This window comes from Paenibacillus cineris (assembly GCF_018333335.1).
In the GTDB taxonomy this organism is placed as follows: Bacteria; Bacillota; Bacilli; order Paenibacillales; family Paenibacillaceae; genus Paenibacillus_AQ; species Paenibacillus_AQ favisporus.
This window is the reverse complement of record NZ_BORU01000001.1, coordinates 2,394,187-2,413,274: the sequence shown is the minus strand read 5'-3', so window position 1 is coordinate 2,413,274 and position 19,088 is coordinate 2,394,187. Positions and strand designations below refer to the sequence as shown.

Below are 19,088 nucleotides of genomic sequence, written 5' to 3'. Positions count from 1 at the left end.
GCACGCGTCATTCACAATTCAGCGGTCCCGGTTTCACGATCAGACCGTCGATTCCGCCAACCCGTATCGTTTTGCCGCGCTGCCATGCAGCCATTCCGCGGCCAGTGCCAGCGCATCCTCACGGCTCAGCCATTCATCCCTGACCTGCTCATCGAGAAAACGAACAAGCAGCTGCTTCACGATCAGCAGCTTGCCGTACGTCCATTCGATGCAGCGCGCATCCGAGACGATCAGCGAGCTTTTGAGCGGAGATAACGCCTCGAGCCGGTACTGCATGCTCTGCGTGTATGTGCTGGCACGGAAGTTATACCACCACATGCCGCCTACGTGAACATTGGCAAAATTCCAGGCCGCCTGTACGACGTCCAAATTGTTCAGTTCCGATGCAACCACCAGCTCAAACGGGATATTGTAACGCTCAAACAAGCCATACAGCTTTACGATCCGGAGCGGATCGTTCACAGGGGCAGCCGAACTGCTCCCCCATCTTCGTTCCACGCCGAGGAACAGCTGAAGGAACATCCCCCGCTCCTGCAGGCCGGAGCAGATTTCATGGAGCAGCACCATCATGATCTCATCGGTCCGCTTTGCGGTTTCAAGCGTATAATCCTCATGCGCCGCTGCCTCATAATGGGGGAGCGTCGTCATGATCCCCGGACAGCCCATCTCATGATAGGACTTCAATTGCTCGGAAATGAACGCTTTCGCCTGCGCGAAACGGTCCTGGCGTTCATGGGCTGCGGAGGAGACGATCCCGGCGGCAAGCTCCGGCAACCATCCGTCGATCCGGGGCAGCAGCACGGCATCCTCGCGCATACCGTCAAATACGGCATGTTCAGGGCGGTTCACGACAAACCGCTTCACATGCAGCCGGTCGGCCACGCTTTGAGCCCAGCCTGAAGTATTTCTCTGCGTGCGTACAGCTTCGTCCGCCTGAAGCACAGACGCCGTGTCATGGATAGTGATTCCGTATAAATCCCCCATGATCGCCGTAAAAGCACGATTCATCATCGTATTACGGGTAGCCTTGTATGCTCTGACGAAGGCTTCCGCCCGCTCCGAAACCGGCAGCTGTGCCGCATCCTTCGGATATCCCGCCGTCTGCAGTTCTTGGTTCAACCAGAAATAATCGGCGATCTCCCAAAAGTCGGCCGCGCACAGCTTATCGCCTATCAAATGCGTATGCGTATCGATCACAGGCAGACGCATAATTTCTTCTAATAATGAAGATATATTCATGATCCTTGTCTCTCCCCTCTCATTAGCTGAACGTCAACTGCAAGGTTAGGGATTCTCCCTGTTCAAGCAAGATGTGGATTTGCCGATTCTCAGGCAGTCTGCCCCCGTCCCGGAAGCCGCTGCAAGCTTCGGGGAGCGCGAGGGTAACGGAGCCTCCAGCTCTCAAAGATTGGAGCCGAACATCAAGGGTGCCATTCTTTCTGTCCCAGGCGATGTCTACCTCGTAGCCTCCGCATGCCAGCATTCCAGCGGCGCTTCCGGAGAGGAACCGCTCCGGCAGGGCTGGGAGGATTCGGATCATGTTGGGATCGGAGTACAGCAGCATTTCCTGAAGCGCAGCCGTCATGCCCATATTCGCATCAATCTGAAACGGAGCCCACTCCATATCCAGGCCGATGCCCATGCCGCGCCAATCGTTGTGAAGCGTAAAGAAATTATTGATCACGGCTGATCTGGCCAGCAGATCCAAACACTCCAGCGCCTTATCCGCTTCGCCCATGCGGGCGTACAAATTGGACATATGAGCAAGTGACCATCCCGTCTGCTCCTTTAATCCAACGACCAGCCTCTTTCTTAACGCGGTCTCGAAGGCTGCGAACAGACCGGGATCGGTCTCCCGCGTTACCTCTTTGCCCGGAAACACCGGATAGAGGTGCGACTGGTGCCGGTGATGGTATTGATCCTCATAGGCAGGATGCATCCATTCGCGGACTGCTCCGTCTGCATTAACCTGATACGCCGGGATTTTGGCGATCATGTCTTTCCAGCCCGCGACTTCCTCAGCATACATACCTTCCTGAGCGGCACCTTCAACCAGCCGGGTCAGCACTTCCTTGGCGATGGCAAAATCCATCGTCGCGTTCATTGCCGTTCCCTTTGGCCCACCCGCGCCGTTACCCGGCCGGTTCTCGGGTGAATTGGATGGGCAGCTGATGTACAGACCATCGTCCCCGGTAATCAGGAAGTCTTCATAGAACAAAGCGGCCTCCCGCAGGAACGGCAGGGCCCGGTTTCTTAAAAATTCCCTGTCGCCCGTGTACAGGTAATAATCATAATAGTGCTGTGCGATCCAGCCCGCCGCCCCGGTCCAGTGGACAATGTGGGGCGCGATCGTCTTCAGCAGGCCGGAGTCCGGCGCGGTCGGCGCAGGGATCCAGATGCCCCTGCAGCCATAGATGCAGCGCGCGTTGCGGCGATAATCGTCCATCTGCCGCTCCACGTAATCGAATACGGGCAGCAGCAGCTCGGGCATATGTCCCGCAAGCGCCTGCCAATACATCATCTGCAGGTTCTCGTTGGCCATATGGAACGCCCAGAAGCCGCGATATTCCCCGCACCATAAGCCGTATAAATGGCATGGATCCCCGCCTTCGCGCGAGCTTGCAATCAGAAGATAACGCCCGTAGGCCCACATCTTCTCCAGCATGGCCAGCGGGGCTTCGCCGCGGTAGGCTTTTAGCAGCAGCTCTTCGTTCGATGCCTCTCGTCCGGGAGCATCCAGATTCAGCGTCATCCGCTGAAACAATCGTTCATGCTCCTCAATGTGAGGCTGCAGCAGTTCGGTGTAAGACCGATGTTCTGCGGCCAGCTCGTGTTTCAACCGTGTCCAAGCCGCTTGACGCGGCTCATGAACGAACAGTTTAACCAAGATCAATGCCTGCGTGGCGCCTTCAAGAACGGACTCATTGAACATGCTGCTTATCCTGCCATCGATCGTGACCACCCGGGCGACGGCACCGAAATCGCTGCCTTCGTCATGGCATGCGGCATACCATATGAACTCACCGTCGGACCCTGATTCGCTTCCAGTCGGCAATGGAGCGTCAGGTCTGCCAGGGGGACGCCTGACATCCCCGCGATGATGCAGGTCAAGGGCGATCTTCGCCGAAATCGGGCCTGGCCCTGACGACCGCAGCTCATAGACGATCAAATCGTCCGCCCGGGATACGAACAACGCCCGCTCATAACGCGTATGCCCGTCCTGCCAGCGCACTGTTATTTCACCGGTTTCCATGTCCAGTTCCCGGCTGTAGTCCTTAAAGCCTTCACTCACGTCCATGTTCAAGTTCAGGTCGCCAAGCGGCAGCGGAACGGCCATGACCGGATCGTAGCCTTGCTCCTTCAAACCGTCGACCAATACATTTTCGGCCAGCGCCTCCTTCCCCTCCATCATCAACCGGCGCATCTCTCCAAGCCGGCCGCTCACGTCAGGCAGATCCGGCGTGCGGCTCTGCCACCACAAGCCGCCGTGCGTCAGCATAACCGTTTCCAAATGGACGCCGCCATACACGGCTGCTCCGGTTATTCCGTTGCCTGCCGGAAGCGCCTCCCTCCACTTGGCTCCCCACCAGGATGAAGGGGTCAAAAGCTTCAGCTTATTTCTCCCGTCTCCGGTTTTCCTGACCATTTATTCCCCTCCTAACAGGAGGAAGCCCTTCGCGTGAAAGGCTTCCCCAAAATCAACCTATTTGCGGCTTTGCTGATCGATAATTCCGTCTTTGTTGTTGTAACGCTCCGTGGCTTCTTTCACGATCTCATCGCCGCCCTTTTGCTTATACTCCTCGATGACTTTAGGAAAATCGCTGATCGGCTCTTTGCCGTAGATCATTTTAACCATGTGGTCGATGATGAGCTTCGGCGCCTGGTCCGGACGCTTGGAAGCCAAGTCAGGGAACTGGCTGAAGGATTCCAGGTCCGGCACAAATCCGATCCCGCCCACGCCTTCTTTGGCCAGCGTATCATCGAGCGCCTTCAGCACGTCTTGTCCGCCTGGGAGCAACTCCGTCCGTTCACGGTTAATCGTTCCGTCACCGACCCAGCGAAGCAGCGAGCGGAATCCGGCTTCGTCCTGAGCGGCTTTGCCTTCCGGCAGCTTGTAATCGATTTTTCCGTCTTTCACCGTGTAATCCTCGCCTTCGATGCCAAAGCTGTAGAAGTTTTTCGCTTCCGGCGTCTGCATCCACTCGAACATCTGGATGATCCGGGCCGCTTTCTCTTTGCTGACCTTGCTGTTGATATAGAGCGAGGTGTTAACCGAGCTGTACAATCCATAACCCTTCTGTCCGTTGTCCCCTATCGGTGACGGGATGATATCGACCTTGGCGCCGGGAACCGCCGCACCGATCTTCGTGCGGAAATCGAGAAGGCTGGCGGCGTTGGCCGTCCACATGCCGGCATTGCCTGCTTCGATATTTTCGCTGTACTGAGGCGCCTGGATCGTCGCGAAATCTTTCTGGATCAGGCCTTCGTCATACATCGTTTTGTAGACGGTCAGCGCCTTTTCCATATTTTCAGCGTTAAAAAACTTCGGTACGACCTGGCCGTTCATTTCGGTAAACTGATAGCCCAGGGCGTCATACGCACCAAATACGATGTCCGCGTATTTAAAATTCTCCCTCATCTGATACGGCGCGCTGAGGCCAAGTTTTTTAAACGCACGCAGGACGTTGAGGAAATCGTCCATCGTTTGGGGCGCCGGCAGGCCCGTTTTTTCCAGCAGGTCGGTCCGGATATAAGTGGCGCGGCGGGAAGGGTTGCTGAGCCAGGTTGGCACGCCGTAGATTTTCCCCTTGTAGCTCACCTCGTCCCACGCTTCCTTCGGAACGGCTTTCATCAAGTTCGGAGCATACTCTTTCAGCAAGTCATCCAGCGGCATAAACACGCCAGCCTGAACCGAACCGGCCATAGACTTATCCGTTGCCCCGCCGACGTTTTGCACGACGTCCGGAATATCGCCGCCGGCGAACATGACGGCCATCTTCGCATCGAAGTCTTTCAAGGGAATCAGCCTGATGTCCAAATCCACGTTGGCTCTCTTCTCGACCTCCTTGACCCATTGCTCGTTGTTGATGTCCTTGGAGCCTTCCGCGTAAGCGTTTCCACTTGTGGTTAAAGAAATGCTGAATTTCACCGGTTTCGATGCGTCGGCCGCATCGTCACTGCCGCTCGAGGCGCTTTTGTTTCCACAGCCTGCGGTCAGACCCGTGACAAGCGACGCCGCGAGGATCAGACTGACCCATTTTTTCATCTTATAATCCCCTCTCTTCATGCAAAGTGCAAAAGGTATTCTCTTTGCTGCTGTCCCCATCATAAGGCTTAACCAGGGAAGCTCCCATGGGGCGGATTATTGTCGTGATGTGTTTTTTTGCGGTTTTTTACGGCTGTCTGAACATAAAAAGATCCCGTATTCCATGCTCCGGAATACAGGATTTGCTTAACGTTCTCATTTGTTTGCGCCTAGCCGCTGCCCGCCAAGGGCAGGGTCAGAATAGGCGCGACTGCCTCTTGCCCCGCTGGACTGCTCAGTTCTTTGACGCCGGAAATCGGCATCCGCATGATCATCCGGGTTCCCCACTCGGGGCTGCTTTCCACAGTTACGCCGTAGTCCTCGCCGAACACCAGCTGAATCCGCCGGTGCACATTGGGTACGCCGATCCCGCCCGCGCTGCCCCGGTCCTCCTCGTCGGCAAGCCGGTTCTCGCTCAGCTTGGCGCGAAGCTCCTCAAGCCGCTCTAGTGCCATGCCGCAGCCGTTGTCTTGCACGCTGACCCAGAAGGAATCTCCCTCTTCACCAGCATCAATGATGATCGTATGATGATCCTCCACCCCTTGCCTGAAGGCGTGCTGGAACACATTTTCCACCAGCGGCTGAAGCGTGAGCCGGACCATCTTCCGCAGAAGCAGCTCCGGCCTTACCCGCACATCAATCTCGAACGTCCGGCCGATCCGGTGATTGATAATAACCATGAAGTACATGACGTGCTTGAGCTCATTCGCTACCGTGATCTCTTCCAGATTGGTCCGTACCGAATAGTGCAGCATATAAGACAGAGCCCCGACGATCTCCGTAATTTCGTCCGAGTCCTGAATAACCGCGTAACATACGACCGTTTCCAGTGTATTGTACAGAAAATGCGGGTTGATCTGCAGCTGGAGCGACTGGAACTCGGCCTTCTGCCGTTCGGCCTGCATTTCCTTGTTCCTGAGCTCCGCACGATACACCGTATCGACCATCTCCGATAAGCGGTTCACCATCAGGTTGTAGCGGATCATCAGCTCGGTAATTTCGTCCCGGTGCTTCGGAAGCGGAATGAACTTCCAGTTTCCCTTTTCCGTCTGGCTCATCCCCTTCATCAGCGTCCGGATCGGGGTAGTAATCGACTTGCCGAACCGGCTCGCCAGGAACAACGCCGTCAGGAACGTAATGACCGCAACGACGATAATGGAGCTGCGAATCGTGTTAAGCGGTTTTTGCAGCTGGCTGTACGGAATGGACACCACCAGATTCCACCCGGAGTATTCGGCTTTGCGGCTGATATATACCCGGTCCATTCCCTCCGACGAACTGCGGAACATCTCGGTGCCGGCCTCGCTGATTTGCTTGCCCAGGCTGGCCGGAACGATCGATCCTACCTTGGTCTGATCGTTGTGGTATTGTATCCTGCCTTCGCCGTCCACAATGAAAAAATAGCTGTCCTTCCCCAAATCGATCCCCTTCCACAGGGTGGACAGCTCCTCGGCCTTGACTTCGATCCCCACAAAACCTTTCATGTCCGTGGAACGAAGTCCGCGGATGCGGCGGATCAGCGTCATCATCGGCGTCTTTTCGCCCAAAATGCTGTAATTCATAATGGTCAACCGGCCGCTTTCATCCGTGTTCTCCTTAAAATATCGGATCTGTTTGGCGGTATCTTCCGGCTTAAAGGATGGCTCCGATCCGCCGTTATAATAATAGAGCGCATTCCCGGAGTAACCGATGATATACAGTGCTTCGATCTCGGGATTGCGGATCCACACCGGATCCACGATCGCATCCCGGATATCGGTCATGTAGCGGTAATTTTCGTACTCCTCCCGATCAGCCGGCAGATCGATGTACCGTTTGACCCTGAGGTCGGTCAGCAGCGCCACCATCGACCGCTGATAAGACGACAAATACAGGTTGGTATGATGTACGGCATTGTCCACGATCTGGACCATTTGGCTCTTTGCGCTTTTTTGCAGCTGCTTGGCTGAAATGCTGTAGAAGGCGATGCCAACCGCAGACAGGGAAAGAAGAATCACGATGGTAAAATACAAAAGCAGCTTCAGCCTCAGGGATACTCTCATCATTCAATGCCAAAGGAAGACCGGTACTCCGACGGGGATACGCCGACGAAATTTTTAAAGGTCTTCGTGAAATGGGGATAATCCTCGTACCCCACCTTGACCGCGATATCGGTGATCGTCAGGGTCGGTACGGCAAGCAGCCTGCGCGCTTCTTCCATTCGTTTCTTGATCCGGTAATGCACAAAGGTCTCCCCTGTCATTTTCTTAAAAAGAGCGCTGAAATAGGTCCTGGCGAGCCCCACCCGCTTGGCCACTTCCTCCAGTGTGATGTCCTCCGACAGATGCTGGTCGATAAAGGCTTTGGCCTCTTCGATCGGATCCTTGAAATTGCCTTTCCGTGTCAGCTGAAGCTCTTCGAGAATCCGGTCCATACTGGCGGTAAAAGCGATCATGACTTCCTTCTTCGTATTCGACGCGCCTTGTGTTCCCCGGCATCCGGAACGCGGCTTCCAGCCGCGGCTCTCCAGCCGTTCTGTGATCATGCCAAGGCAGTCGCTCAGCACCGCTTCCATGTTGATCACATTCAGCCCATCGAACAAGCCCGACCGTTCGCCCTCTTCGATGAGGCGAATCGTTTCGTCCCGCTGCAGCAGCCAGATGCTCTGCTCGAGCTGATGCGCCCACTCCACATATTTTTGCACAGGAATAATGCTGCCGGTCATCCCTGATATCAGCTCCTTCAGCGTATCGTGTATGTCCTGCTGGGTCACCGGCTTCAACAAATAGCGCTTGACCCCGTACGCCATAGCCCGCTGTGCATACTGAAAGTCATTATAACCGGATATGACGACAACCTGGACATGGCTGAATTCCCGGTGTATCCGTTCGCACAGCTCCAGTCCGTCCATCCGCTTCATCCGCAAATCCGTCAGCACCAGGTGCGGTTCCAGATTCCGGATCGTCTCGAAAGCGGCCTCCCCGTCATCGGCGGTATAAATCGCGGAGAAGGAAGCCGGATAACGCTGAACCATCTTCACCAGTCCTTTTTGAATGACAGGCTCATCTTCCACAATCAAAACTCGCACTTGTATCAAACCCCTTCCTAGAACGGATAGAAAAAGCGCAGCTGCATTATCGACAAGAGAAAGAAATGTCGCATCCCTATCGGTTGTGCTGGATCAGCACCCCCTGCTTGGCCCGATACCTCGCCGTCGCTTCCTGAATAATCGCATTTCCGCCGCGTTCCCGGTATTCCCGGACGACCTTCGGCCAATCCGAGATCGGTTCCTTGCCGTAAATCATTTTGACCATATGGTCAACGATCACGGGCGGGGCCTGGTTCGGCCGCTCCGAAGCAAGATCGGGATAAGCGCTGAAGGACTCCAGCTCGGGAACAAAGACGATGCTTCCCAGCCCTTCCTTCGGCAGCGTCACGTCCAAAGCATGGAGCAGATCCTTCCCGCCCGGCACCAGTTCCGTTCTGGCCCGGTTGATCGTCAGATCATGCGTCAGCCACAGCAGTTCGCGGAAGGTCTCCTCGTCCTGCTCCTCCCTTGTCTTCGGAAAATGATACGCAACCGTCCCATGGTCTTCCGTGTAGGTGTCTCCCTCGATCCCGAACGAAAAAAAACGCTGAGCTTCGTCCGAGACCATCCAATCAAAAAATTGGAGAATGCCGATCAATTTTTCCTTGGGAACACCCTTATTAATATAGAACGAATTGATGACGGAGCTGTACAAGCCGTAGCCTTTCGTCCCTTCCGGCCCTTCCGGTGAGGGGATGATATCGATTTGTGCCCCGGGAACCGATGCCCTGAGCTTGGTGCGGAAGTCCAGCAATCCGGCGGCGTTCGCCGTCCAGCTTCCCACTCGGCCTGCTTCGATGTCATGGGTATATTCGGTTGACGAGACTGTCGCAAAATCCTCCGGGATGAGTCCCTCCATCAGCATTGTCCGGTATACCTGCAGCGCCTTCATCATATGCTTTTCATCCAAAAATTTCGGAACCACCTCACCGTTTCGGACTTCAAACTGGTAACCCAGCACGTCGTACGCGCCGAAAATGACATCCGCATACTTGAAATTCTCCCGCATCTCATATGGAATTTCGACTCCCAGCTTCTTGAAGGCGCGGAGCACGTCCAGAAATTCGTCTACGGTTCTCGGTATGTTCAGACCCGTTTGTGCCAGCAGGTCCGATCGGATATACGTTGCCCGGCGCGACGGATTGCCGAGCCAGGCCGGAATTCCATAAATATGCCCCTCAAAGCTGGTTTCCTTCCAGGCTTCTGGCGGCACCGCTTTCCACAAATTCGGAGCATAAGTCTTGATCCAGTCGTCTAGCGGAAGGAACAGTCCCGCCTGGACCGATCCGGCCATGGCAGCCGAGCTTGCCCCGCCAATCATCTGCACGACATCCGGATAGGTATCTCCTGCAAGAATAACCGGCATGCGCCGGTCGAAATCCTTCAGCGAGATCAAAGAGATGGACAGCTTCGTGTTTGTCAGCGCTTCCAATTGTTTGACCCAGCGGTCCTCGGATGGATGCGCCATATTCACCGCATAAGGACTGGCACCGTTGGATATCGCCAAGCTGAAGGCCGTCGGCTGCGGAGAGGAGTCTTTCACACCTTCCTGAGCAGGCTGCGGCGAAGGAAAGGCTAATCGGTCCGAGCTTCCAGCCAGATAACAGAACAGGAGAATAACGGCTGCTGCCAGAACGAAATAAGCTGCTCTTTTCATGCCGTCTCTCCTCCCTGCATCCATTTGACTCCTGTTTGATTCGGCTTCGCTCTCTTGTTTTGCGCTGCGCGCAAAGCCAAATTCACTCACCATTCCAAACCCTTGTCTGCCAGCCTATACTTGAGCGCCGCGCTAATCGCATGACACTGATGTTTAATATCTTATCACATTTCACATCTATGAAAACGTATACTTTTCTAGCTGTAATAAGATAGTGTCAGGCCTTGATCGACCCGATCAGCATTCCTTTGATAAAGTACTTCTGCAGGAACGGGTACACGATAATGATCGGTACGACGGAAACGACGATGACCGCCATTTGCACGCCAGCCGGAGAGATCTGGTTCACATTTTCAAGCAGGTTGCCGGCCTGACCGAGGTCATTGCTCAGAACGATTTCCCGGAGGCGAAGCTGCAGCGGGTAAAGCGCCCGGTTGTTGATAAAATACAGCGCCGACGAATACGAATTCCAGTGGGATACCGCATAGAACAGCCCCATGGTTGCCATGGCCGGTTTGGACAGCGGAAGAATGACACTCCACATCGTGCGCAGCTCTCCTGCCCCGTCGATCCGGGCGCTGTCGATGAGCTCCGACGGAAGGGCAACGAAGAAGGAGCGCATGATGAACAGGTTGTACGCGCTGATGGCCGACGGAATGATCAAGGCCCATAACGAGTCGATCAGATGCAGGTTTTTGATCACCATGTAGTTAGGGATCAGCGGCGCCTGAAAGATCATCGTGATCAGTATAAAAATCAGCACGACTTTGCGCATCGAATACTCGGGTCTGGACAACGGATACGCCAGTGATGCGGTCAGGATCAAGTTGATCAGCGTCCCGACGACCGTGATGAATACGCTTACCATAAACGCTCGCCAGATGGAGCTGTCACCCAAAATTACATGGTAGTTTGTCAGCGTCCAATCGACCGGGATCAGCTTGACCTTGCCCGCATTGATCGCCTGGCTGCTGCTGAACGACTTGGCGAGCACATGAAGAAGAGGGAACACCATCAAGCATCCGACCAGCGTTAAGAAAATATAATTAAATCCGTCAAATAAGCTGCCTTTGTTTTTCATTGTGCCATCCTTCTCCTTTCTAGTATAGTCCTTCGCCCGAAGCCCGCTTGCTCAGCGTATTCCCGATCATGACGAGCACCAGTCCGACCACCGATTTGAAGAGGCCGATCGCCGTCGTGTAGCTGTACTGCTGATCAATGAGGCCGACCCGGTAAATGTAGGTGTCGAGGATGTCGCCCTTGCTTTCATTCAGCGAATTAACGAAGACGAATACGCGTTCGAAGCCGAAATCAAGGAAGTTGCCGATATGGAGCAGGAACATGATGGTGATGGTCGGCAGGATGGCCGGAATCGTGATCGACAGGGTTTGTCTCCAGCGGCTGGCACCGTCGATGCGCGCGGCTTCATACAGCTCAGGATTGACGCTGGCCAGTGCGGCCAAATACACGATTGTGCCCCAGCCGCTGTCTTTCCAGATCCCCGTTCCGACCAGGATGCTCCGGATATACGAATCCTCGCCCAGAAAATAAATCGATTTGAGTCCGAACGCATTCAATACCTGGTTCACGATTCCAGTAGTCGGCGATAATATGCCGATCATGATCCCTCCGATAATGACCCAGGAGAGGAAGTGCGGCAGATAGACGACCGTTTGGAGAATCCGCTTGTATACGACTTTCCTCAGTTCGTTCAGGAGCAGCGCAAAGATAATCGGAACCGGAAAGGCAAAAATCAGGTCATAAAATCCGATCAGAACCGTATTTTCAAGAATCCGCAGAAACTCCGGGTAAGTGAACATCCGGCGGAACTGATCGAGTCCGACCCACGGGCTGCCTGTAAAGCCCTTGAAAATGTTGTAGTTTTGAAACGCCATGACGGACCCCAGCAGGGGCAGGTATTTAAACACGATAAAATAAATGATTCCAGGCAGTGAGATCAGGTACAGCGCCTTGTATTTGCGCAGATTGCTCATCCGCCTTTTTGGTGCGGGCAAGGCCGGACTGGAGGCTGAGATGGCGGCTGGCGCTTGTTCTGGCATAAATATCGCTCCTTTTTGTATAGATCGCTTCATCGCTAATGTTAATCTTTTTGTCCGGACCCTCGGAATGGGGATTTGTCGCTTCACTTGTGTTTTATTACGGTCGCGTTCATCCTTTGCGTACCCGAATGCCGCAGCTTTCCCCAACTGCCAAGGTGATCACATATTCAAAACCGGAACGGTCATCGTCAGACTTATCGCCTGAGGCACCAGCTTCCAGGTGACCGGAAACAGCGAGCTCCAAGGGGACGGGCGACCACAGGCGGCACAAGCCCGCCTTGGAGGAGCGGATCGTCACCTCATCAAGCGTCCCTTTACTCCAAGACAGACCTACGGTATACCCCCCTCTTGCCCGAAGGCCTTCAACACGGCCGGAGCGCCACGCTTTTGGCAGGGCCGGCAGCAGCCGGATTTCCCCCGCATGGGATTGCAGCAGCATTTCCGCCGCTCCCGCTGTTCCGCCAAAATTGCCATCGATTTGAAAAGGCGGATGGCAGTCCAGCAAATTCGGATACGTGGAAACCGCAAGCAGCTTCATCAGATGCCCGTAAGCCTCCTCCCCCATGCCAAGCCGGGCATAGAAATTGACGATCCAGGCCCGGCTCCAACCCGTATGGCCGCCGCCTGCGGCGAGGCGCCGCGCGAGCGTCCGCTCGGCAGCAGCCGCCAGCTCCGGCGTGCGACGGACATCAATCAGCTCACCCGGATGCAGGGCGAACAGCTGCGAAATATGCCGGTGTCCGGGATCGGCTTCCTCATCATCGCGCAGCCATTCCATAATTTGCCCGTGTTTACCAACAGACGGCCGTGGAATGCGTTCGAGCGTCTCCCGCAACGCGCCGAGAAACGCCTGATCCTCCTCGCCGATGATCGCCGCCGCTTCCAAGCAGGCGGACAGCAGCGTCAGCGCGATTTGCGAATCCATTGCCGGACCGATGCACAGGCTGCCGCTGCCGCCGTCCGGGAGAAGAAACCGGTTCTCTGGAGAAACCGACGGTCCCGTAACCCGATAACCGTCCTCCTCGATCATGTAATCAAGAAGAAATAGCGCCGCTTCCTTCATCGCCGGGTATGCCCGTTCGGCAAGAAAAGCCGGATCACCCCCGAAACGGTAGTGCTCCCATAAATGGAGGCACAGCCACGCGGCGCCCATCGGCCACACCGTGCAGGTCATCAAAATCCCTTCCGGCCGGGTTTCAGCCCACAGATTCGTGTTGTGGTGGGCGGTAAAGCCCCGGCAGCCGTACATCTCGCGAGCGGTAGCCTGTCCGTTAGGCAGCATCCGGTCGATCAAATCGAACAGCGGTTCATGGCACTCGGATAAATGGAGCACTTCTGCCGGCCAGTAATTCATCTGGACGTTGATGTTGATCGTATACTTGGATTCCCACGGCGGGGTATAACTGTCGTTCCAAATCCCCTGCAGATTGGCCGCTAAGGTGCCCGGCCGGGAGCAGGATATCAGCAAATAGCGCCCATATTGAACGTAGAGGGCCACCAGACCGGGATCTTCAATATCCGCTTCATTAGGCAGCCAATCGTTTCTGTTTCCTTCGCCGCTTTCATGTCCCAACGCATTCTGCAGCCGGAGCAGCCGCTGGTCTGTAGGAAGTGCGGCAAGCGGATTCCCGTCCTGCGTCAGATCGATCGCAAAGCGGCCGAACCGGAACGCGTACTCGTCTATATGCCGTTTCAGCAGCGTTTCAAACGGTTTGGCCGCCGCCTGCTCCAGCTGCTTCAGGCAAACCTCTGCCGGCTGCTTCACCCGAAACGTGCTGTGCGCCGCCAACAGCAGGGTCACGGCATCCGCTCCTTCGATCGAAAGGTAATCACCGATAATCCGCTGCCGTCCACCCTGAATTACGGAACGAAATGCTGCACTAAACCGGACGCCGTCCGTTCCGCATTCCCCGTCCATGACGATGGCTCCCGAAGGGTCGGCCCGGCAGCCATAATCGAGCGGACGGCGCATGAGATTGACGGCCAGCGTAAGCTGTCCCGGCTGGTCCGCGGTCAATCGGATGACCAGAACCCCATCCGGTTCGCTGGCGAAATAGCTCCGCCGAAACCGGACGCCCTTGTGCCTGTATCGAACGTCCACAACGGCTTGCTCCAAATCCAGCTGCCGCTCGTAGTCTTCCGCAGGCCCTTCCTGATCAAGGAATTTGATCATCAGATCCCCTAGAGGCTGGTATGGCTGCTCATATTTTGGGGAAGCCGTCATCGCCATTCTCGCCAAGTGTTCCGCCTCTGCCTGCTTTCCTTCCCTAAGCAGCGTCCGGATCTCAGCCAAATAGGGCTGGGACCGGGGATTGGCCGCCCGTCCCGGACCGCCGTACCAAATCGAATCCTCGTTGAGCTGGACTTTTTCCAGCCCCGGCGTGCCGAACACCATTGCACCCAGCCGCCCGTTCCCTATGGGCAGCGCTTCGTTCCACCCGGCTGCTGGCCGGGTGTACCATAATCGAAGGTCCTTCGTAGTTGCAGACGTATGCTCTTGCAAGCTGACATCCTGTTTGACCACATGCTTCACCTCTCCTCATCCTCCGGCTTTTGCTGCAGACACATCTATTTGGGTATACCCACCTCAAAAATGATCGCTTTCATCGGCACATCCCCGTCATTCCGAAGGCCGTGCCTCCACCAAGGCTTGTTCAGGACGATGTCCCCGGCTTCCACCCGGTACGTTCTTCCGTTCACCGTCATCAAGCCGCTTCCTTCGAGCAGAACGTACAGTTCCTCATCCTCGCGGTGACCATGAAGGCCGATGGATGACCCCGGCGGGATGACCGTGTAATGCAAAAATTTCAGCGGCGTATCGAAATCGCCGCTCCCGAACAGCTTGCTGCCATACACCAAGCCTTCCCCCCCATGGCTCACGGAGCCTGTAAGTTCGGCCCGAAGAAAATTGCGGATGACGGCCGGCCCATATCCCCAGCTGTCCGAAGGATCCACAGGGACACCTGTCCGGAGAGACCTTCTCGTGTAATCCGCCAAAGCCTGATTTTTTAAATAATCCCTGGCATTCGTTTCACCCGGGCGGTGCTCCTCCAGTGACCGCAAAAACTCGGTGAACGGTCCCGGGGCGTCTACATCACTAAAATCCTCCATCCGCCGGACGCCATCCGCCGTCACGAGCTCGAGCACGCCGCCCGCAAAGGTCAAGCTGCCCAGCGATCCCTCGATCCGCCAATCGCCGGCCCACTGCGTTTCCCGCCCCTGGCTGGTCAAGGAACAGCGAAACGAGGCCTGGATTCCGGCCTGCAGGTCCATAACAATATGAAACACATGCCTGCGTGAAGCATACAGCCTGCTCACTTCGCGGCCGGACAAATACCGCAGCAGGTCAAAATGGTGAATGATGACTTCTTCCAGCACCTCGTCCCGTTCCAGCGTTATTTTTTGGCGCTGCCTGAAAAAATCGCATTCCATGGACCGCAGCTCTCCGATCGCCCCTTCGTCCAGGAGCTGCTTCAGCTTCCGGACCGCTGGAAACGTCCGGTAGTTTTCCGCGATCATAAACGGAATTTGCTCCTGTTCAGCACGCTGCACCATCGCGGCGGCATCCTCATAATTGTCAGCGATCGGCTTTTCGCAAAATACCGGCAGTTTATGATCGAACGCCAGCTCGTTAATGCGCTTGTGAACCTCCCTTGGGGTAACGTTGATCAATAGATCTGGCCGCTCCCTCTCGATGGCTTCCCGCACATTTTCGTAAAAAGGGATTCCATCTGCCTCTACCGCCGTCCTTTTACCAGAGTCTGTATCTGCAACGGCGAGTTCTATATCCGCGTACTGAGACCGGAGCTTCCGGTACCAGCCGCCTCCAAAACCTCCCAACCCAACGAGAAGCGCTTTCATAATTTGGCCTCCTTTTATTGAACAGCATCTTTCAGATTTATTCCGTTCACTGCGTGATTCCAGCCTCCATGCTACTCCTGATCCGCCTGTCTCTCCATGGCATAGATTCCTGGCGGTTGTGTTTTTTTATGCTTACATAAAAAAGAACCATGATTCCGCCCGCCGTACTCTAAAGAGAATAGGATGGGAATCATGGCTTCATCGCTTGGCTTCATTCAACAAATTGTGGATGCTGCTCAACCGGAACTAGCTGTTGGTTACTTTTGTATGTTGTTCAGCGCTTTTTTGCCCAGCCGCTCCTCCAGCTGCTGCTTATACAAGCTCTCAACGGTCACATGCTGGCCGTAATTGTCCCAGTATCCGTCGCTGCGCGGGCGGGGATCATAGTCGCTCGGAACCAGTCCGGCAACCTTCTCGCCGACATGTCCGATGGCATAGTTCTGTGCTGTCGGCGGCTGCTGGGAGGTGAGCTCTCCTTCCGTGTTCCAGCTCACATAGTTGGCCCCGGCCCAGCCATGGCCGCTGCCGAGCCAGGCTCTGTCCCGGATGGAAATCGGAGCCTTGATGTTATCGAACAGTCCGCCTACGGACCAGCGGTGATGCGGTTCGCTGGTGTTATAATTTTTGACCGCTTCACCGTCCAGAAACACGTTTGGCCCCTGCACCCTGCTGTCAACGACAAACGCATGCCGCGCGGTCTCCGTGTAGATCCGCTGCACAAAATTCAGCTGGCCCATCTGATGGATCACGTACCGGCGGCCGCCGGTGATGATACTGACCATATCGTACATCTTGCTGTCCTGAACGGTGATCCATTTGGAGTTGCGGCTCATCTGAACGAGAGAGTACGACAGATGATACCCCGTCACATCCCGGACCCAGCCGTTTTTAACACTGTTAAACACGACAAAGCGCTCGGCATGCTTCTCGTCCGCATAATACGGGTCGGTCGTATCGTTATCCATGACGGTATCGATGACGCTCGGATCGAAGTCCGAATCCACCCGCATATTTTCGACGCCTACCTGCTGAATGCGGGCCTCATCCGTGTATTTGTAGATTTCACCGCCGCCCCACTGGCGCTCAATCGCGCTTGCCAGCGGCGCATCGACCGTAATCGAATTGCCGTCGATGGCCGTGATGATCCGGTCAAAATCCAGGTTGAACGGAGACCACTGGGTTGCCGTGCCGCCCGGACGGTTGTAAATGTAATCCATGCCGATCGCATGAATCCAGTTTTTATCCCCGATCCGGCGGACGACGATTTGGTCGCCTACATGATAGGCACTGGCGTCTTCCACATGAAAGGTTCGCGCACCCGATGGCACGTACAAATCGGAGATCGTCTGCTTAGAGCCACTGTCCAAAGTAAGGCCGACATTCTCCCCGATTTCGATCAAATTGCGCGGATTTGCCCCGGTGCCATAAATAAGCGTCCCGTTTTCGTCCTGACCCATACCCCGCAGCACGATTCCGCTGGCTTTTACGGTCAGTGTGCCGCCGACGTCATATCTGCCTTTTTTCAGCAGGACCGTGCCGCGGAACCCGTCCTTGCCGAGCGGAAGCCGGCCCACCTCGTCGATCGCCGCCTGGATGCGTGCGGTATCATCTCCCTCTCCCGGAGATACGGTGGCTTTTACAGGCACGTTCGGTATCTTTACACCGCCGCCCATATAGCCGACATTCGAGAAGTCGAGAATTTGGTTGCCGCGGTAATCGCCGACGTATACCATTTTCCCGTCTTTACCCCGGAAAGCGATTTGGCTTTGTCCCGCAGGAACGCTTTTGGGATCAAGTACGGTAAAATAATATGATTCGTACACGGGTTCTTTGCCGCTCTGTTCAATCGTCAACCGCAGCTGATAGGACCCTTGCCGGTCCGCTTTCCCTACAGGCGTCCATTCCACCGCTTCTCCTTTAGTCAACGCTGTCTTTGGCAAGGCATTAACTGTCTCGTTTCCGTTATAAATCAATTCGCCTGTGACATTTCCGTTTACGGTAGGCGTCAGGGACACGGTCGGATAAACGTCCTGCGGTTCGATAACGGCCGGCTGTCCGATTTCCGTCTTCATCCGCGGATGCGTCAGCTTGGAGTTGACGACATAGGCTTCGCCTTGAAAGGCTGCGGGATCATCAACGACCACCCATAGGTCGCTTGTCTTCAAATCTTCCGTTGTATGTACGACCGCCTGCATCAGCGAAGCCCCGATCTGGTTCGCCGTCACGGTTCCCGAAGGGGATACGGACACGTCCATGGTGGAAGATTTAAAGGTTTTCGCCACTTCACTTAAATCCACGACGCTGCCGGATTTCAGTTCACCTTTCAAAAACAGCGCTGCTTCTTCTCCTTTGTTCAGCCGGATTTCGCTGTTGTTCGGGTATTCCTTTCCGGCCGCATCGGTAAAATAGATCCGCTGAAGGTCCGCCGGTGCCGGTGCCTCCGAACTGTTATACACGGACAGCTCGGACAGCTGCACGTTCAGGTCTTTGCTGAGATTCAGGCTCAGCTTCAAATACCGTGCGCTGACCGCCTCAAAGCTGGCGGTTTCCGATGCGCTTAAATCTTTGTTTTTGCTGAATGCTTCGTTCCAATTCGTCTGGTCGTTCGAATAGAGCAGCCGGTAATCCTTCAGATTGTCTGCCCGGTTCAGGTTGAACATCACCTTGTTGAAGGTTTCCTCCTTACCCAAGTCGATGGAAAGCCACACGTTCATATCATCCTTTCTGTCGGCGGCTAATGGCTGCCATACGGTTTCGCCTTTGCCGTCCACCGCGTTCGCTGCGCTGCCCGAGCTTGCCGTCGCCGTACTGCCAACCGCCAAGTTCACGTCCCCGTCCGCAGCAGCGTCAACTGCCTGCTTCCCCCCGGCCATTGCCGCTTGGGAGCAGATCATCAATACGATCAGACTTGCGCTGACCTTTTTCCTCCAACCCGTCAAATTATATCCCACCTTTCTTGTTTTGAAATCGCTTACATAATAACAAGGCTCTTCACCGTTTAACATGTCGTTTTTATCGATCGGTTTGTGTTTTCTTATTCCTTCCTCCAAACAGACAAAGACGGCGCCCGGCCAACATGTGAACCATGCTTCCGGAACCGCCGTCTATTGATGACTTCATACTATTTATCAAATCTCA

11 protein-coding genes are annotated in these 19,088 nt (G+C 55.2%); all 11 read right to left on the bottom strand.

Annotation, left to right across the window (positions count from 1 at the left end; all coding sequences use genetic code 11):
* Nucleotides 1-39 precede the first annotated feature (39 nt).
* Nucleotides 40-1,239 (bottom strand): glucuronate isomerase, encoded by a 1,200-nt coding sequence (locus KI379_RS11350; RefSeq protein ID WP_212983616.1) that lies wholly within the window; start codon nucleotides 1,237-1,239, stop codon nucleotides 40-42.
* Nucleotides 1,240-1,261: 22 nt separating this feature from the next.
* The gene (locus tag KI379_RS11345; RefSeq protein ID WP_212983615.1) at nucleotides 1,262-3,646 is read right to left on the bottom strand and encodes a glycosyl hydrolase family 95 catalytic domain-containing protein; all 2,385 of its coding nucleotides are present in this window, start codon (nucleotides 3,644-3,646) and stop codon (nucleotides 1,262-1,264) included.
* A gap of 57 nt (nucleotides 3,647-3,703) precedes the next feature.
* A complete protein-coding gene (locus KI379_RS11340) occupies nucleotides 3,704-5,266 on the bottom strand; it encodes an extracellular solute-binding protein (protein WP_212983614.1) in 1,563 nt (520 codons plus the stop codon).
* A gap of 209 nt (nucleotides 5,267-5,475) precedes the next feature.
* Nucleotides 5,476-7,317, bottom strand: coding sequence for a cache domain-containing sensor histidine kinase (locus KI379_RS11335; protein ID WP_244879259.1), 1,842 nt, complete (start codon nucleotides 7,315-7,317; stop codon nucleotides 5,476-5,478).
* A 29-nt stretch (nucleotides 7,318-7,346) separates the two neighbouring features.
* Nucleotides 7,347-8,372, bottom strand: a complete 1,026-nt coding sequence (locus KI379_RS11330) for a response regulator transcription factor (RefSeq protein WP_212983612.1) — start codon at nucleotides 8,370-8,372, stop codon at nucleotides 7,347-7,349.
* A 76-nt stretch (nucleotides 8,373-8,448) separates the two neighbouring features.
* Nucleotides 8,449-10,029, bottom strand: coding sequence for an extracellular solute-binding protein (locus KI379_RS11325; RefSeq protein WP_212983611.1), 1,581 nt, complete (start codon nucleotides 10,027-10,029; stop codon nucleotides 8,449-8,451).
* Between the two features lie 217 nt (nucleotides 10,030-10,246).
* A complete protein-coding gene (locus tag KI379_RS11320; RefSeq protein ID WP_076166310.1) occupies nucleotides 10,247-11,110 on the bottom strand; it encodes a carbohydrate ABC transporter permease in 864 nt (287 codons plus the stop codon).
* Between the two features lie 19 nt (nucleotides 11,111-11,129).
* Complete coding sequence (locus KI379_RS11315; RefSeq protein WP_084203699.1) at nucleotides 11,130-12,089, bottom strand: ABC transporter permease; 960 nt, start codon at nucleotides 12,087-12,089, stop codon at nucleotides 11,130-11,132.
* Between the two features lie 109 nt (nucleotides 12,090-12,198).
* Nucleotides 12,199-14,613, bottom strand: a complete 2,415-nt coding sequence (locus KI379_RS11310; RefSeq protein ID WP_244879258.1) for a glycoside hydrolase family 95 protein — start codon at nucleotides 14,611-14,613, stop codon at nucleotides 12,199-12,201.
* Nucleotides 14,614-14,657: 44 nt separating this feature from the next.
* Entirely contained in the window at nucleotides 14,658-15,950 is a 1,293-nt protein-coding gene (locus KI379_RS11305; RefSeq protein ID WP_212983609.1) for a cupin domain-containing protein, read from the bottom strand.
* 257 nt (nucleotides 15,951-16,207) lie between these two features.
* Nucleotides 16,208-18,889, bottom strand: coding sequence for a discoidin domain-containing protein (locus KI379_RS11300; RefSeq protein WP_212983608.1), 2,682 nt, complete (start codon nucleotides 18,887-18,889; stop codon nucleotides 16,208-16,210).
* Nucleotides 18,890-19,088: the final 199 nt, after the last annotated feature.

Bases quoted from the DNA above. Each gene is read 5' to 3' on its own strand.
- KI379_RS11340 (WP_212983614.1), bottom strand. From the start codon at position 5,266: ATGAAAAAATGGGTCAGTCTGATCCTCGCGGCGTCGCTTGTCACGGGT.
- KI379_RS11315 (WP_084203699.1), bottom strand. From the start codon at position 12,089: ATGCCAGAACAAGCGCCAGCCGCCATCTCAGCCTCCAGTCCGGCCTTG.
- KI379_RS11320 (WP_076166310.1), bottom strand. From the start codon at position 11,110: ATGAAAAACAAAGGCAGCTTATTTGACGGATTTAATTATATTTTCTTA.
- KI379_RS11325 (WP_212983611.1), bottom strand. From the start codon at position 10,029: ATGAAAAGAGCAGCTTATTTCGTTCTGGCAGCAGCCGTTATTCTCCTG.
- KI379_RS11345 (WP_212983615.1), bottom strand. From the start codon at position 3,646: ATGGTCAGGAAAACCGGAGACGGGAGAAATAAGCTGAAGCTTTTGACC.
- KI379_RS11305 (WP_212983609.1), bottom strand. From the start codon at position 15,950: ATGAAAGCGCTTCTCGTTGGGTTGGGAGGTTTTGGAGGCGGCTGGTAC.
- KI379_RS11350 (WP_212983616.1), bottom strand. From the start codon at position 1,239: ATGAATATATCTTCATTATTAGAAGAAATTATGCGTCTGCCTGTGATC.